The following is a 15,787-nucleotide window of genomic DNA, read 5'->3' on the forward strand; positions in this document are numbered from 1 at the left end:
CTAGCGTGCATGCATGACACAGGTCACCTGGCGCGCCCCCGACGAGCTCGTGGAACGGGTCCGGTCGGTGGCCGCGGCCGAGGGGCGCAGCCTGAACGACTACCTCACGCGGGTGCTGCGCGCGGCGACCGATCCCGACCTCGCAGGTGACGACGCGAGCCGGCTGCGGGAGAGGCTGGCCCGAGCGGGTCTGCTGGCACCGTCGTCGGATCCGAGGCAGCCTCCCGACGAGGATCGCCTCGCGGCGGCGCGGCGTGCCGCCGCAGGTGGGACATCGTTGGCGGACCTGGTCACCGACGGCCGCAGGTGATCGTCTTCGCCGACTCGTCCGCGCTCGTCAAGCTCTACGCCGACGAAGAGAGGCACGACCGGATCCGATCGCTGGACACGCTCGCTGTCTCCGCGATCGCCCGGGTCGAGGTCCCGGCAGCGCTGTGGCGCAAGCATCGGATCGGCCAGCTGACCGCGGCGGACACCGCGGTGCTCATCGCCGCGTTCGACAGCGACTACTTCGGATCCGACCGCACCCCGCCCCGCTTCGCCGCCGTCGCCGTCACCGCGACCGTGCTCGACGACGCCGCCCGCTGCGCCGCCGTGCACGGACTGCCAACCTATGACGCGGTCCAGCTCGCCGGCGCGCGTGCGACCGCGGACGTGGAACCGGACTGCACCACGTTCGCCGCCTTCGACCGGGAGCTCCGGGCGGCAGCCGCAGCAGAAGGCTTCGCCGTCGTGCCGGCATGACCGGTCCTCGACCGCGGAGGCACCGGACGGCGACGGTGGTTCGCCTCGATCTCGTCCGCGGGGAGGAGGTGCCGGTCGTCCGGGCCCGCTACGGTCGTCCGCCATGGGGGATCTGCTGCTCAGCGAGGAACTGCTGCTCATCGGCCTGCACGACGAGACCGGCAAGCCGACCGGCTGGTTCCAGCCGACCACCCTGCACGGCGCGCTGATCTGCGACCTGATCGAGCGGGATGCGGTCACCGTCGACGAGAAGAAGAAGGTGCACCCAGCCGAGCGGGCGCCGGAGCACCCCGCATTGCGCAAGGTGTGGGAGACCCTCACCGCGGACGCCAAGCCGCGTGCGGTCTCGCACTGGACGAGCATGCTGCCCTGGAAGCACCCCAAGCCGGCCGAGCTCGTCGCCGAGAAGCTGGTCGACGACGGCGTCCTCACCCGGGAGGAGGGCAAGGTCCTCGGCCTCTTCCGCACCACCCGGCTGCCCGAGGCCGATCCCGCCCCCGAGCGCGCGCTGCGCGAGCGACTGCGCGGGATCCTGGTCACCGGGACCGAGCCGTCGGCCCACGATGCGCTGCTGGTCACGCTGCTGAACACGACCTCGCAGGTGAAGGCGGCGTTGTCCGGTGTGGACACGGAGCAGCGGAAGGCCGGGGAGAAGCGCGCCAGGGCCATCGCGAAGGGGCTGAAGGACAACCCCGTCGTGAAGGCGCAGTACGACGCCGCGATGGCGGCGGTGATGGCCTCGGTGGTGGCCGCCGCCGTCGTGACGACGGTGGGCTCGAGCTGAGCGCCGTCAGGCCGCCGGGCAGGCCTCGCGGTCAGCCCCCAGGTCCCACGACTTCCGGATCGAACTGAAGCCGAGCGCGGTCGTGGTGGGACAGAACACCGAGGTCGGGGACTCGTACTCGATGTGGAGCACCGCTTTCCCAGCATCGACGAACGGCTGTAGCGTCGAGCACTCCGCCTCGGCGAAGCAGCGCTCGTTGACGGCAAAGTCGAACGAGTCGACGAGCTCCGGGATCTGCTCGACGTCGTTCTTCAGGCCGACCCCGAGGCCCCGGTCGTGGGCGAGGCGGGCGATCATGCGGTTGAACCGCAACTGGTCGTCCGCCGTGATCGGGAAGCCGGTGTCCTGGAGGTAGCCGTCCAGGTTGTCGGGGTCGACGGCATCGAACCCCTTCGCGCTGCAGAGGTCGATGCGTGCCGCGATGATCGGTTCGAGCAGGTCGGTCCTGCGGACGTCGACCCAACTCTCGCCGGGCCATCGTCGCAGGGGTTCACCGACGAGTTCCGGTGGGTAGTCACCGGCATCCGGCCGCCACTCCTCAAGGGCACCCGCGTTCAGATAGCACACGACATGACGGTCGTTCGTCTGCACATCGGCGACCACGGACTTGTCGACATCGAAGAGGTCGACGACGTACACGTCGGCCGGAACGGAAGTGTCGATCTCGCCCTGGAGCTGGTACTGCCAGCCCACGCCCGGTTCCGGCGCCCAGATGACCCCCGGCCAGAGCTCATCCGCACACGCCACGGACGAGACGCAGAGGAGAGCAGCGAGCAGCGACCACGCGGCCATCCGAACGCCCTTCACTGTCGACGCGCCCACTCGTCCGTTCCACGTAGGAGGGTGGACCACGTCGAGGGAAGCCCGTCCCACGGATTGGGCATCGTACGGTCGGTGACGTACACGTAGTCCACGGCTCCGCTGCGCGCCCACTCGATCGTGTCGGCGTGCTTCCGCGGGGGCGCTCCGTGAATCAGATGCCACCGCCGGGCCGACCGTCCGGGCACCGTGTCGGCCGGATCCAATGTGCGCCGGATGAACTGCCGGTAGGTGTTCCAACTCCCCTCGAACTCCACGACGACGTCGGCAAGATCGCGGTAACCGGGGTCGGGCGGCACGCCCGGGTTGAGAAGCACGTTCGTCACACCGCGCTCACGCAGCGCGACAACGAGGCGGCGGTAGTGGCGCAGCTCGTCGGGGCCGGACGACACCTGGTCCACGAACACGGCGTCCAGCGCGTAGAAGCAGGCATAGGCAGCCGCGTCGGCCACGACGTCCTCGATCGACCGCCGCCCGTAGCCGGAGTCGACGTACCCGGCCACGCAGCGGTCCGGTCGAGGGGCGGCCGCGCACACCGACCGGTACGCATCGTCCGGGGCCGCCCCGGGGCCGGTGTCCGGATTAATCACCACGATCCCGACCGGATCCAGCCCCTCCTCGGCGGTCAACCAGCTCCACTCCGTCCCGGCCCAGGACGGATGGAAGTAGGCGGGGACGCCCTGGCGCACCTTCCGTACCCCCAGAGTCATCGGTGGTTCGCCGCCTCGCACACCGCACGGTACGCGGCGACGCCCAGTCCCGCCGCCGCGCTCGCGGCGACGACGGCCAGACAGGCGATGGCGACGACGTCGGGCACCGTGTGGTCGGCTGCGGCGGAGAACACCATCATGACCGTCACCCCCGCGGCCAGGACGCCCAGGACGAACCGGATCCGGCCGAGCGAGTTCAGAATCATCGCGGCGAAGATCGCAGTACCGAGGAGGGCGTAGGCCCCTCCGAGCCAGAGATACCGCGCGTCGGTGATTCCGAAGAGCGCCGCGCCGACCCCGCCGAGTGCGACGGTCATGATTACCAGCGCGGCGATGAACCGTGCCGTCAGCTCGAGGTACTCCCGCCGGGATTGTTGAAGGAACCGCTCGACCGACCCCGTTGCGCGGAGCATGCCGACGACCTTCCGCCGGTGCTCGTGGAGCAGGATCTCGGCGACCCCCATCGACACGACCAGCGGCAGCGCGGCAACCGTCACCGTCAGCGGCAGGGACTCGAAATTGTTGTTGAGCAGTTCGTTGAGCGCAGGGAACAGCACGAGCAGCCCGACCGTCAAGCCGTAAGCACTGTGTGACAGCGCTGCCAGGACGCTTCCCGCCACGAGGTGGTTCGTCGGCCGGCGCCCGTTCCCCGTCGCGTGGAAGGCGAACAGGGCGGTGAGCACCACCGTCGCAGCGAGGAACAGGGCCTCCGGCCCGTGCGCCGGCGTGGCGGCGAAGGAAGATTCGGCCGGTCGTGCGGCCCCACCGAACACGGTGTAGTAGACGGAGCCGCCGACGGCCGGGAGCAGTGCCACGAGCAGCCGGAGCTCGTGGCCCGTCATGAGGACGGTCGCCGCCGACAGCAGGTAGACCGTCTGACCGACCAGCAGAAGCACGGTCCACAGGGACACCTGCATGGTGACCGTCACCATCAATGACGCGTAGACGGCGAGGACGGCAACGACGACGGCAGCCCCGGTCCCCACGAGAACGGACAGGCGTAGGAACCGGTGCGCAGCCGGCAGATCGTGATGGCCGATGTATCCCCACGCGACGTAGGTCATCCCGTAGCCACCGGCCCAGCTGAGCAGCAAGGCACCCAGGAGCAGGCCGGACTCGACGTGGTCCGCGGCCGGAAGCAGGGTAAAGGCGACGACCGCGGGGACCGCGTAGAGCAGGCCGCGCAACCAGAACCATCGGGTTCGCACGCCTCCCGGGACGGCGTCCGCCGTGGCCTCACGACGCTCGGGCTCGATCCACGCCGCCGACTCGTACGGGCCCCAGGGCCCGGCTTCGTCGAAGTGTCGGTCGACGAACGCGAACACGCCGGCGTCACCGTGGTCGCGCCGGATGGCGTCGTCGTTCACCCCAGTACTCTCGAGCACGACCGCCACCTCGGACGCCGTGGTGGACGACCGGAGAGCGTGGCCGACGGTGTCGTCGCGCGGTGGGATGTCGGCCGTCATCCTTGCCCCGCCCGAGCCACGACCTCGACGACGAGGGTATCCGGCCCGCCGGTCTCCGGTGCAACGTCCTGGTAGATGCGCCGGAAGTTGTCGACCATCCGGTGCACGGTGAACATCTCCAGCGCCCGCCTGCGCCCTCGGTCGGCGAGTCGTCGGCGCAGCGGTCCGTCGAGGAGCAGCTGAGCACACGCGTCGGCGAGCGCCTCCGGATCCCGGGCGGGCACGATCAGCCCACTCGGCCCGACGGCCTCCGACATTCCTCCGACGTCGGTCGCGACCGTCGGCCGCCCCGACATGGCTGCTTCGAGCACGCTCAGCGGTAGGCCCTCGGACACGCTGGACAGCACGTTGACGTGTCCGGACCCGTAGGCGAGGTGCACCGGCGAGACCGGCCCCTCGAACGTCGCCACGTCAGCGATCTCGAGGTCGGCCATCAGCGTGGTGCACCGCTCGGCGTAACCGGTATTGCCCTCCGGCACCCCGCCGAAAAGCCGGAGCCTCGCACCGGGGACGCGGCCACGGACGATCGCGAACGCGCGCAACAGTGTCTCGAGGTCCTTCAGCGGATCCACCCGGCCCGCGAACACGAGCGTCGGCTGCTCGGGCTCCGCCCGCGCCAGGGGGAAGTCCTCCGGGTCGATGCCGTTGTACACCGTGCGCACGTTCTGCCGCGGTGCACCGTTGCGCATCGCCCAGCCCCCGTTGAAGTCGCTGACCGGGAGGATCAGGTCCGCTGCCCGGTAGCCAAGCTCGGTGAGCCGGGTGAAGAACCGGATGAGGGCCGTCCGGAGCGCCCGACTGTCCCCGGTTCCCCGCAGCCACATGATGCGCTCCCGCAGGTACACACCGTGCTCGGAGACGATCACGGGCGTGCCGCGCTCCCACTTGTGCAGTAGTCCGATCAGGGTAGCCGGGCCGTTCGCCGTCGCGTGGACGACGTCGACGTCGGTGAGCGGCAGCTGCAACGGCCGCAGGTAGTGCTCGATGATGTCGGTGGCGACCAAGGCATCCGCGAGCGTGAGACGGGCGGGGCCGGAGCCGGCCCCGTCGTCCATCCGTCGCCGCCAGACCGCGAGGAAGACGTCGACACAGGCCTGGCTCCGCAGGACGTGCGTCAGACCGACCTGACGGGCGAGCTCGCGGAGCGTGCGCACTGCTGCCTCGAACCGGGCGGCGGCGAAGTGGTCCTCGGCCAGGACCGCGTCGACGAGCTCCTCGTAGGCGATGACGACTCGGTACCGTTCCAGGGGCGAGGCACGCCGGGAGGAGGGGGTGGCCCCCCACAGGCCGACGCGGTGCACTCGTGTGACGTTGTCGGGCGGGTCGTAGGTCGCGTGCTCGCGCCCCGATCCCGACAGCGCGACCACTTCGAAAGCGATGTCCGGGAGCCGCCGCAGGAGCAGGTCGCACCACTGGCTCACGCCTCCCGGGTGAATCGGATACGTGCCCTCGGTGATCATTCCGATCTTCATTCCCGCCCCCCGTTCACGACGACGAACTCGCGTGCCCCGTCGATCCCCACCCATCCCGACTGCTGACCCCCGTACGACTGGCCGAACGGCGGGCCGTCGGTCCCGTCTCGCCGCGCGGGCTTCGGCGCTGTCAACGGCACCTCGACCGGTTCGTTCGTCCGCACCGTCACTACTCCGCCCTGGCGCCATGCCTGCACCACATCGCCCTCCCGGGCACGCGCCCACGCGGCCTGCTGGGTGAGTACCTCGCGGGCCTGCGTCATCGAGGGGAGGGTCAACGGTCGCGACGACTCGTCGATCACGTCGCGGTAGTTGCCGAGCACGAAGTCGAGCAGCGGGTACAGCGTGCGGTCCTCGGTCAGCTGGGGCTGGTGCACGTAGTGCGGTCGCGGGTCGTTGGCCAGCGCGTGCCCGAGCGCGCGCCCACCCTCTGCCGGGATGATGGTCTGCTCGAAGCCGCGGACCGGATCGGCGCGCGGTACACAGGAACGTTCGGCCTCGCACTCCCCGTTCCCGCCGTCGGCCCGCGAGGTCAGCACCCAGTTGTACTGGTCGACGGTCTCGCCGACGGTCGCGGCGTTGTAGTCGAGGTTGATCGGGTGCCGCGGCACGGTGGCGGCGTCACCGACCCGCCGCTGGCCACGTTCGTCGGAGGCGTCGGAGGCGACGGTCGCGACCCCCGTGTCGTCGAGCGCCGACGCGAGCCGCGGGTTGTCGCTCTCCATCTGGGGCAGCGCGCGCAGCCCGCCGTGCTCGCCCGTGACGAGTTCCGTCGGGTCGACCGGCAGGTCGTGCCGGCTCGCGAATTCGAGGTTCTGCCCGATCTCGCGTTCGATCCGACCCTCGCCCACCCATCGGGTCACACCGAGCAAGGGAAGCTGGTCGCAGCGCCACGGCGTGACCGAGTAGTCACGGACACACCCCAGGTAGAGGTGGGACCAGGTGTGGTTGATCCAGCCAAACTCATCCTTGACGGGGAGGAACGCCTCGACGAGCGGGTCACGGCCACCGGAGGCGGCGGCACCGGCTCCGTTGAAGGCCAGGTCGAGCCGGAAGTCGTGGCGTCGCTGCCAGGCCACCGCGTACGCCACATCGTCCGGCGTCATCCGGATCAGGGGTCGCGGCCCGACCCCGTCCGGGCAGTCCACGCCGGCGGTGCAGTCGCGCTCCGGCACCCAGCGGGCGTTCGGCATCAGTACATCGTCGATATGGACCGCCAGATAGTTGCGTTCGAGTCCGAGATGGACGCCCCGGGTGAGCCAGCGGATGATTCCCGGAGCGATGACCAAAAATTGCATCGAGTCGACCGCATAGGAGAAGGCGAGATTGAGCTCCTCGCGTCCGTCCCGTTCCCACACACCGGCGATGACCCCACCCCCGACTCCGGTCGGCGACGCGGCGGTGATCAGGGGCCGAAATCCGGGCAGCGGAGCGGCCATTTCCACCCAGTTGTCGCCGACGCCGGGAGTCTCGTCGAGGAAAGGCACCCGACCACGGGCGTAGTCGAAGTCGGCGCCCAGCGCGTCGTCGGTCAACCGTGCGTCATGGCCGTCGAAAACGCCGACGTATCCACCCGCGAAAGGATCGGTGAGACCGATCGCCGGGGCCGCGGGCACCGATGCATGGACCCGGCGGATTCCGAAGTCCCGCTCGAATGTCTCGAGGGCGCCGAGCTCTGCCGGATCGAGCGCAGGATCGTGATCCGGCAACACGACGCCTTGAAAGCGCGCATGTGCGGTACCGCCGGTGAGCAGGCTTTTCTCCAGGCGCGGGCGAGCCGGGTCGCGCAGATCGACGACGGTCGTCGGCACGCCCGTCCATTCCAGCGCCGCTCGGATCGCCTCGACCTCGGGCGTGCCGTTGGTCAGCAGCAGCACTCGCAGATCGATCCGCGGCACGTTCGGCTGCTGGGCCGAAGCGGGACTTCCCACCACGAGAAGGGCCACCGCGAGCACGAAGACCAGAGTCATCCGGCGCACGTGAGCCGCCGGCCATGCATGACCGACGTCCGATTCAGTCGCAGTTCGCCGGGTATTGCCGGCGACGTCGAGAGCGCACGGCCTTACAGATGTCGAATTGCTCCACACGGACCTTCCCCACCCTTTACCGGCGCTGTCGCCGGCCCTGTGGACGGTTCGGTATCGGAGCCGTCGACAAGGGGCTCGTCGTCCGCAGCGAGCACGTTACGCACCACGACGCAGATCACACCGGGAGCGGTGTCCACTCGCCTCACCCGAAGAGCTTCTCCTGCTCCGCCCGCAGCGCGTCGATCAACCGCCCCGGTGGCAGCGTCACGTCGTCGTAGGTGAGCACCTCGTCCTTCGCGACGTCACGGGTCAGCACACCACCCTCGGCCACCCCCATCGGCAGCAGCTTCTCCGACCGGGTCACCGGGCTCGCCTCGGCGACGCCGTAGGTGTCGTAGCCACCCAGCCCGTCGACGGTGTGCCCGGCCTTGAGGTCCTGTTTGGCGGTGGCGACGACGTCGACCCGCTGCCCACCGGTCGGCGCGAGCGCGGCGTCGCCGAAGTCCACGGCCCGCACGATCGTGTTCGGGACCTCGAAGTGGCACAGGTGGTACGGCGTGTAGAAGCTGTACAGCGGGCCCTCACCCAGCTTGTACAGGTTCAGGTAGTGCTGCTGCTTCGGGTCGTCGTGCGTACCCAGCACGTAGATGCCCGGGCCCGGCTTGGCGCCGACCACGTAGTCGACCACACCGCCCAGCGAACGCAGCTCATCGACGTCGTAGACCTGGGTCAGCTCGTCGACGTGGCCGGCGTGGTCGCGGCCGTACATGCCGCGCTTGCCGACGGTGAAGCCGTGCGCGTTGGCCACGATCGCCTGCTCGAACGACACCTTGGTGCCGTCGGCGAAGCTGGTGACCATGTAGGGGTCCTGCCCCCACTTCTCGGCGAACGCCTGCTGCGTGGTCGGGGTGCGGTACTCGTCCTGCAGTCCCTTGATGTTGCCCGCGACCAGCGGCGTGATCCCGAGCCCCTTCACGAAGCGCAGCAGGTTGCCCTGCACACCGGGCTGGTCGCCGTCGGCACCGGTGAGCACCACGCCGGCCTTGCGGGCCCGCTCGGCCAGCAGCGGGCCGACGGTGCCATCCAGCTCCGCGTTCATGGTGACGACCGGCAGGCCCCGCTCGATCGCGGCGACCGTGACGTGCGCGCCGAACTCGACCGCGCCGGTCACGTCGACCAGCACGTCGATGTTCTCGGCGGCCAGCAGTGCGAACGCATCACCCAGGACGGCGGGCCTCCCGGCGGCGATCGCGGACTCCACCTCCGCGGTCGTGGAGACCTCGACCGGCGACAGGCCGGCCTCGGTGTAGGCGCGCACGGCGGTCGGGACGGTCCGGTTGGCGATCGCGACGACGTCCATCCCGGGCGTCGAGTTGACGATCTGGTTGACCAGGCCACGCCCCATGAACCCGGCGCCGACCAGGCCGACCCGGATCGGGCGGTCCTCCGCGGCGCGCTTGGCCAGCGCGGTGTCCAGAATGATCATCAGCGGGCCCCGCTCACGGTCGCGGCGAAGTCCGGGTTGTCCGCCAGCAGCGGCCAGTTCGCGTCCTTGTCCGAGATGTGCGCGACCTCGACCGGCCACTGCACGTCGATCGTCGGGTCGTTCCACCGCAGCCCGCGCTCGGCGCCCGGGGTGTACGGCGTCGAGACCTGGTAGATCGTCGTCGCGTCCGGGGTCAGCGTCAGGTAGGCGTGCGCGAAGTTCCGCGGCACGTACATCGCCCGGTAGTTGTCCTGGGACAGCTCGGCCCCGAACCACTGCAGGTAGGTGTCCGAGTCCGGGCGCAGGTCGACGATCACGTCGTAGATCGCGCCGCGGACGCAGCGGATGACCTTGACCTCGGCGTTGGGCTCCAGCTGGTAGTGGAAGCCGCGCAGGGTGCCCGCCTCGTGGTTGTACGAGAGGTTGCACTGGGTGATCGTCGGGTCGAGCCCGGCGTCGAGGAACTCCTGCTCGCAGAAGGCACGGGCGAAGAACCCGCGGTCGTCCTCGAGGCGCTTGAGGTCGATCAGCGCCGATCCGGGGAGCGTGGTCGGGTGGATGTCCATACCTTCAGCGTCGCCCATCCGGGCCGAAAGGTTGCATCCGCCCTCCGCATCGTGACCGGGGCAACGCAGGCCACTGCGCTCCGTGACCGTTCGGTCACGGAGTCGCCCGACCACGCTCCTCTTGCGGGGCTAACACCGTTGCGGCACCCGGCCCTGTTCGGGGATCCGGCCGACGAGATCGGGCCGATGCAGCACGTTCCGCCGCGGCCCGCCCGGAACCCACGGCGGTGGGTGGAACACCGGGAACCCACCGTCGATCTCGACGGTCCACTCGCCTTTGTGGATCACGGTGTGGTGGTGCCCGCACAACAGCACCAGGTTGGGCAGGTCGGTACAGCCACCGTGACCCCAGAACACGATGTGATGGGCGATGCACCACTGCGGCGGCACGTCGCACCCGGGGAAGGCGCAGCCACCGTCCCGCTGGGCCAGCGCCCGGCGTTGGGCCCGGTTCGCGAACCGCTGCTCGCGGCCCAGGAACAGCGGCTCCCCGGTCGAGGCCAGCACGATCGGCACCACCCGGGCGTCACACGCGAGCCGGAGTGCCGCCTCGGCCTCGATCGCGCCGGCGAGCCCGCCGTCGCCGAATCCGAGCAGCGCCCCACCCTCGCGACTGGTCAGCGTCTCGATCGGCACGGTGACCGTGACCTGCACCGGCTGCGTCGCCTCCGTGCCCAGCGCGCCGGAGCCGATCGTCCGGCGGGCGAGCTCGACCAGGCCGTCGCCGTTGCGCTCGGCGGTGGAGCGTTCATCGCGCGTGGCGTCCTCGGCCCCTTCCACGGACGGGACGGGCACGGTCAACGGCGACAGCGCGGTGCGCAGGACCGCGGCGGACTCGGCGTCGAACCATCCTCGCGCCTCCACCCCGCTCCCCTGCGGCCGCAGGGTCAACCGGTTGCGGGTGGGCCGCGGGTCACGCGGGCGCGGACCGTCCGGATCCAGCAGTGCCAGCGCACGCTTCCCCAGCTTGGCCACCGCGTCCGGATCGAGGACCCGGGCGTGCTCGACGAGGTCGGCCTCGAGCGGAGCGCGGTGCGCGTCGAGATGCGGCGGGACCGCAGCCAGCACCGACTGGATCACCCGCACGTGCTCGGCCGAGACCTCCGCCTGCGCGAAAGCCGCCGCGAGCACGGGCAGCTCGGGATCCGCCTGCCGGCCGGTGATCAGATACAGCGGCGACAGCTGCTCCGCGGCGCGCAGCCGCGCCTTCGCCGTCGGACGCGATACGTTCTGCACCGTCCGCAGCAGGTCCGGGACGTCACGGAACGCCTTCTGCTCCGCCAGGCCGCGGGTCGCGGCCTCCGCGACGAGCGGGACCATCGCCGCGGACGCCTCGTTCACCCGGCGCTGGGCGTCGGCCAGCGCGACGAGAAGCTCGTCGTCGGTGGTCCGCCACGCCTGCTGCATGCGTCCGATTCTACTCGAACAGTTGTTCGAGTCAGTGATCCAGAGGCGAGCGGCCATAAGGCTGCGACCAGCGGTGACGGCTGTCGGCGGCGATCGACGCCGGCACGAGCGAGGGCACCCTCGGGGCCCAGGGACGGGCGAGGGTGCCCTCGGGACACGCCGCCGCGGCCCGGCCCACGACCGGCGGAGAAGGCACCCCGCTCACCGGGTCTGCGCCACCTGCGGGTCGTCGGACCGGATCGCAAGCACCGCGGCTGCCAGACGCGGAATCGACGCGTCACCGGTGGAGCGGTAGCCGAACTCGGCCTAGGCCTTCCGCACCTGCGGAGATTCTCAGAAGTGTCCGCGTCCGTCGGGGACGACACCTCGCCGCGTTTGAGGATGTAGCCGGTTCCCCGCTTCTCCCCGGCCCACCACCCCGGCGTCCACTCGGCCGGACAGGGAGGATCGGGGCATGGACCTGACGCCCCAGCAGCGGGTCACGCTGACGCGGCTCGCGACCGGCCGGACGACCGCGGACACCGAACCCCGCCCCGACGTGAACTGGCTGCGCCACCACGGCCTGCTCGACGCCGACGACGCCGTCACCGAGGCCGGCCGGGCGGAGCTCGCCACGCTGCTCGACGAGCGCCGGGATCGGCCGGTCGAGCAGAAGCCCGCGGCCCGGAAGGAGCAGGTGCGGGAGGCGGTTCGCCGCTGGCGCGACGACGGGCAGCCCTGATCCGGGCGCGGCAGCCGTCCGGGGCCATGCCCGGCGGCCGTCCGGAGCAGCCGGATCACAGCCGATAGGGTCGTCGCATGTCGGCCCGCCCGGCGGCGACGACGGGCCGATCCTCGCGTGCATCGTCGGGGCGGTCGCCCCCAAGCCCTGAACCAACCCGCAAGCCCTGAACCGGGCGGCACACCGGACGTTTCCGGTCCGGAAGCTCTGCTTCCGACCGACCCCGAGTCCGGTTCCTGCAGGTCGCACGGGTCATCGACGACCCGCCGTCGTCGACCTGCGGCGGAGCGTGTGCGGCGACACCTTTGTGAGGCGACGAACAGCCACACAATGATAACGACGCGGCGCTGACGAGCGGTTCCACCACCAGCGACGTCGCCGTGCTCCCCACCACGCTCCCCACGCACCGAAAGGCTCCCATGCACCCCGACACCCCCGTCGTCATCCTCTGCGGAGGCCAGGGCACCCGGATCCGGGAGGCCAGCGAGTCCCTCCCCAAGGCCATGGTCGAGATCGGCGGCCTGCCCATCGCCTGGCACATCATGAAGATCTACCGCCAGGCCGGCTACCGCCGCTTCATCCTCTGCCTCGGCTACAAGAGCTGGGCCATCAAGGAGTACTTCCTCGACTACCGGTCCCGCTCGGCCGACTTCACGCTGTCCATGGCCGACAAGCACCGGATCGACTTCCACAACGGCGTCGACGAGGACTGGGAGATCACCTTCGCCGAGACCGGCCTGGAGGCGGCGACCGGCTCCAGGGTCCGGAAGATCGCCCCGTACGTCGACACCGAGCACTTCCTGCTGACCTACGGCGACGGCGTGGCCACCGTCGACATCGACGCGCTCGGCGCCGCGCACGAGGCGTCCGGGCGGATCGGCACCGTCACCGGGGTGCACCCGACCTCGAAGTTCGGCGAGATGCACGTCGAGGGCGAGCGGGTCGTCGAGTTCAACGAGAAGCCCACCCAGGTCACCGGCTTCGTCTCCGGCGGCTTCTTCGCCTTCCGCCGCGAGTTCCTCGACGACTACCTCGGCTCGGAGAGCGACGACGTCTGGCTCGAGCACGAGCCCCTGCAGAAGCTCGCCCGCGACGGCCAGCTGAACGTGCACCGGCACGACGGCTTCTGGTGCGCGATGGACACCTACAAGGACTTCCAGTACCTCAACGGCCTCTGGTCCGCGGGCAAGGCGCCCTGGCGGACCTGGTGAGCGGGCCCCGGTAGGCGTCGGGGACCGTCACGCTGTGTCCGCGGTCACCGGAGGATCCCGCTCCGGAGGCCGTGGACGGAGTATTTTGTCGCGCCAAGGAAAGCTCCCCAGCGCCGACGAACTTCCCAGCGCCGAACTCCCCAGCGCCGAACTCCCCAGCGCCGACGAAAGGCCCGCATGCACCCCGACACCCCCGTCGTCATCCTCTGCGGAGGCCAGGGCACCCGGATCCGGGAGGCCAGCGAGTCCCTCCCCAAGGCCATGGTCGAGATCGGCGGCCGCCCCATCGCCTGGCACATCATGAAGATCTACCGCCAGGCCGGCTACCGCCGCTTCATCCTCTGCCTCGGCTACAAGAGCTGGGCCATCAAGGAGTACTTCCTCGACTACCGCGCCCGGCTGGCGGACTTCACCCTCAACATGGGTGACGAGCACCAGATCGACTTCCACAACGGCGTCGCCGAGGACTGGCAGATCACCTTCGCCGAGACCGGCCTGGACACGGCCACCGGTGCCCGGGTCCGCGCGATCCGCGACTACGTCGACACCGACCACTTCCTGCTCACCTACGGCGACGGCGTCTCCGACATCGACCTCGCCGCGCTGACCGAGGAGCACGAGGACTCGGGCAACGTCGGGACCGTCACCGGAGTGCACCCGACTTCGAAGTTCGGCGAGATGCACGTCGACGGCGAGCGGGTCGTCGAGTTCAACGAGAAGCCCACCCAGGTCACCGGCTTCGTCTCCGGCGGCTTCTTCGCCTTCCGCCGCGAGTTCCTCGACGACTACCTGGACGACGACCCGCAGCTCTGGCTCGAGCACACCCCGCTGCAGCGTCTCGCCCGCGACGGCAAGCTCGGTGTGCACCGCCACGACGGCTTCTGGTCGGCCATGGACACCTACAAGGACTTCCAGCACCTCAACGGCCTGTGGTCGTCTGGAGAAGCTCCCTGGAAGGTCTGGTGAGCACCTGAGACCGGTGTGCGGTCGCCCCGCACACCGGCCCGTCGTCGTCCCGGGGCCCGCCCGGTCAGGACGGCGTCGAGCCGAGCGCGTCCGCCGGGTGCAGGTCGGCGTACTGCGCGACCGACCCGTTGCGCACCGCGCCCCAGAGCTGCGCCCCCTGCTCGGCGTCGAGGTGGACCACCGACTGCCCACCCTCCCGGCCGAGCCCGGTCACCGGGGCGGTCACGAACGACACCGTGGACGCCCGCAGGTCCCGGCTGCCCACCGCCAGCTGCACCAGCCCGGCGTTGGACAGCGAGTCGTCCACGCTCACCGCGTCGCCGACGCTGGTGGCGAACGCGTAGATCGCCCCCGGGTCGGTGGTCACCTTCTGCTGCACCTTGTCCAGCAGTGCCTTCATCGCGTTCTGCTGGCGGGCCGCCCGGTCCAGGTCGCCGCCCGGCAGGTCGTAGCGCTGCCGGACGTAGGCCAGCGCCTGGGTGCCGTCCAGGTGGTTCTCACCCGCCGTGAAGTCGACGCCGTCGTTGCCGGTGGTCTGCGCGACGGTCACGTCGATCCCGCCCACCGAGTCCACCAGCGACGTGAACCCGGCGAAGTCGATCACCCCGAAATGATCCACCCGGATCCCGGTCAGCTGCTCGACGGTGCCGATCAGCAGCGGCGCCCCGCCGTACGCGTACGCCGCGTTGATCTTGTTCATGCCGCGGCCCGGGACGTCCACCCAGGCGTCGCGCGGGATGGACACCACCGAGGCGCTCCGGCCGTCCGGCGCGACGGTCCCGAGCATGATCACGTCGCTGCGCTGGGAGCCGGCGTCCACCGCCGCATCCGCCCCGGCACCGGTGGTCGGCCCCGCGGCCCGCGAGTCGGTGCCGACCAGCAGGAATGTGGTGCCGCCGAAGCTCGCCGGGCGGCTGCCGGCGTCCAGGCCGCGGAAGGCGTCCGGGATCCGGGAGATGTCGTTGCCGATCGACGACGTCAGGTAGACCACCGCCCCGGCCGCGGCCAGCAGCAGCACCAGGACGACGGCGAGCAGCACCGCCAGCACCCGCCGCCCGCGCCGCTTCGGGCGCTCCCGGCGCAGTCCGGGGACGAGATCGTCGCGGCCCGGGTGCCCGGACGGCGGAACGGCGTTGCGCATCGATGTGTCCTCCCGGAACCGGGCCGGTGTGTCCGGTCCCGCCTTCTCGTCGTCAGGGGACGCGTGGCGTTACCGGAGGGTTGAGTCGGACCGGCCCGATCGGGCGTCCCGGTCACGCAACGTCGCTGATCACCGCACTTGCGAGCACCCCTCGTGATGCCCGGTCATCAGTTCTGTGGATCCACCCGCAGTCTCGCTAATAGGGCCGAGTGGAGTAGACGACAGTTCGGACAGAACGGCCGTCCGGCCGACGCGGACTGCACAGGG

At 70.5% G+C, this 15,787-nt stretch carries 15 protein-coding genes; 6 read left to right on the forward strand and 9 right to left on the reverse strand.

Translation table 11 applies throughout. The annotated features are described in order from the left end of the window. The first annotated feature begins 13 nt into the window (after window positions 1-13). From ACLFMI_RS20685 to ACLFMI_RS20695, 3 genes are all read left to right on the forward strand, one after another. Window positions 14-310, forward strand: a complete 297-nt coding sequence (locus ACLFMI_RS20685; protein ID WP_410949571.1) for an Arc family DNA-binding protein — start codon at window positions 14-16, stop codon at window positions 308-310. Continuing rightward, window positions 307-744, forward strand: a complete 438-nt coding sequence (locus ACLFMI_RS20690; RefSeq protein WP_410949572.1) for a type II toxin-antitoxin system VapC family toxin — start codon at window positions 307-309, stop codon at window positions 742-744. Before ACLFMI_RS20685 ends, ACLFMI_RS20690 begins: the two co-directional genes overlap by 4 nt. 103 nt (window positions 745-847) lie before the next feature. Next, complete coding sequence (locus ACLFMI_RS20695) at window positions 848-1,528, forward strand: GOLPH3/VPS74 family protein (RefSeq protein ID WP_410949573.1); 681 nt, start codon at window positions 848-850, stop codon at window positions 1,526-1,528. Window positions 1,529-1,534: 6 nt separating this feature from the next. On the opposite strand, the gene ACLFMI_RS20700 is transcribed toward ACLFMI_RS20695, so the two are convergent. From ACLFMI_RS20700 to ACLFMI_RS20735, 8 genes are all read right to left on the reverse strand, one after another. Continuing rightward, window positions 1,535-2,320, reverse strand: a complete 786-nt coding sequence (locus tag ACLFMI_RS20700) for an endo alpha-1,4 polygalactosaminidase (protein ID WP_410949574.1) — start codon at window positions 2,318-2,320, stop codon at window positions 1,535-1,537. An 11-nt stretch (window positions 2,321-2,331) separates the two neighbouring features. Continuing rightward, a complete protein-coding gene (locus ACLFMI_RS20705; protein ID WP_410949575.1) occupies window positions 2,332-3,057 on the reverse strand; it encodes a spherulation-specific family 4 protein in 726 nt (241 codons plus the stop codon). Continuing rightward, a complete protein-coding gene (locus tag ACLFMI_RS20710) occupies window positions 3,054-4,442 on the reverse strand; it encodes a hypothetical protein (RefSeq protein ID WP_410949576.1) in 1,389 nt (462 codons plus the stop codon). The genes ACLFMI_RS20705 and ACLFMI_RS20710 overlap by 4 nt, the downstream gene beginning before the upstream one ends. Window positions 4,443-4,519: 77 nt before the next feature. Next, window positions 4,520-6,049, reverse strand: coding sequence for a GT4 family glycosyltransferase PelF (pelF, locus tag ACLFMI_RS20715; RefSeq protein ID WP_410949577.1), 1,530 nt, complete (start codon window positions 6,047-6,049; stop codon window positions 4,520-4,522). Then, window positions 5,992-7,965: a hypothetical protein gene (locus ACLFMI_RS20720; protein ID WP_410949578.1), complete on the reverse strand. Its 1,974-nt coding sequence runs from the start codon at window positions 7,963-7,965 to the stop codon at window positions 5,992-5,994. The genes pelF and ACLFMI_RS20720 overlap by 58 nt, the downstream gene beginning before the upstream one ends. Window positions 7,966-8,224: 259 nt before the next feature. Next, the gene (locus ACLFMI_RS20725; RefSeq protein ID WP_410949579.1) at window positions 8,225-9,508 is read right to left on the reverse strand and encodes an NAD(P)H-dependent oxidoreductase; all 1,284 of its coding nucleotides are present in this window, start codon (window positions 9,506-9,508) and stop codon (window positions 8,225-8,227) included. Next, window positions 9,508-10,074: a dTDP-4-dehydrorhamnose 3,5-epimerase gene (gene rfbC, locus ACLFMI_RS20730; RefSeq protein ID WP_410949580.1), complete on the reverse strand. Its 567-nt coding sequence runs from the start codon at window positions 10,072-10,074 to the stop codon at window positions 9,508-9,510. Before rfbC ends, ACLFMI_RS20725 begins: the two co-directional genes overlap by 1 nt. 129 nt (window positions 10,075-10,203) lie before the next feature. Next, the gene (locus ACLFMI_RS20735; protein WP_410949581.1) at window positions 10,204-11,481 is read right to left on the reverse strand and encodes an HNH endonuclease signature motif containing protein; all 1,278 of its coding nucleotides are present in this window, start codon (window positions 11,479-11,481) and stop codon (window positions 10,204-10,206) included. Between the two features lie 454 nt (window positions 11,482-11,935). Here ACLFMI_RS20735 and ACLFMI_RS20740 point away from each other — a divergent pair, with 454 nt between their 5' ends. The 3 genes from ACLFMI_RS20740 (at window position 11,936) to ACLFMI_RS20750 (ending at window position 14,379) form a co-directional block, all read left to right on the forward strand. After that, window positions 11,936-12,202 (forward strand): hypothetical protein, encoded by a 267-nt coding sequence (locus ACLFMI_RS20740; protein WP_410949582.1) that lies wholly within the window; start codon window positions 11,936-11,938, stop codon window positions 12,200-12,202. Between the two features lie 419 nt (window positions 12,203-12,621). Next, on the forward strand, window positions 12,622-13,413 hold the full coding sequence (locus ACLFMI_RS20745; RefSeq protein ID WP_410949583.1) for a glucose-1-phosphate cytidylyltransferase: 792 nt from the start codon (window positions 12,622-12,624) through the stop codon (window positions 13,411-13,413). Window positions 13,414-13,590: 177 nt separating this feature from the next. Further along, on the forward strand, window positions 13,591-14,379 hold the full coding sequence (locus ACLFMI_RS20750) for a glucose-1-phosphate cytidylyltransferase (RefSeq protein WP_410949584.1): 789 nt from the start codon (window positions 13,591-13,593) through the stop codon (window positions 14,377-14,379). Window positions 14,380-14,443: 64 nt separating this feature from the next. Here the strand turns inward: ACLFMI_RS20750 and ACLFMI_RS20755 are convergent, their stop codons facing one another. Next, window positions 14,444-15,520: an LCP family protein gene (locus tag ACLFMI_RS20755; RefSeq protein WP_410949585.1), complete on the reverse strand. Its 1,077-nt coding sequence runs from the start codon at window positions 15,518-15,520 to the stop codon at window positions 14,444-14,446. Between the last annotated feature and the right edge of the window lie 267 nt (window positions 15,521-15,787).

This window comes from Pseudonocardia nantongensis, from assembly GCF_046546495.1.
GTDB classification, from domain to species: domain Bacteria; phylum Actinomycetota; class Actinomycetes; order Mycobacteriales; family Pseudonocardiaceae; genus Pseudonocardia; species Pseudonocardia nantongensis.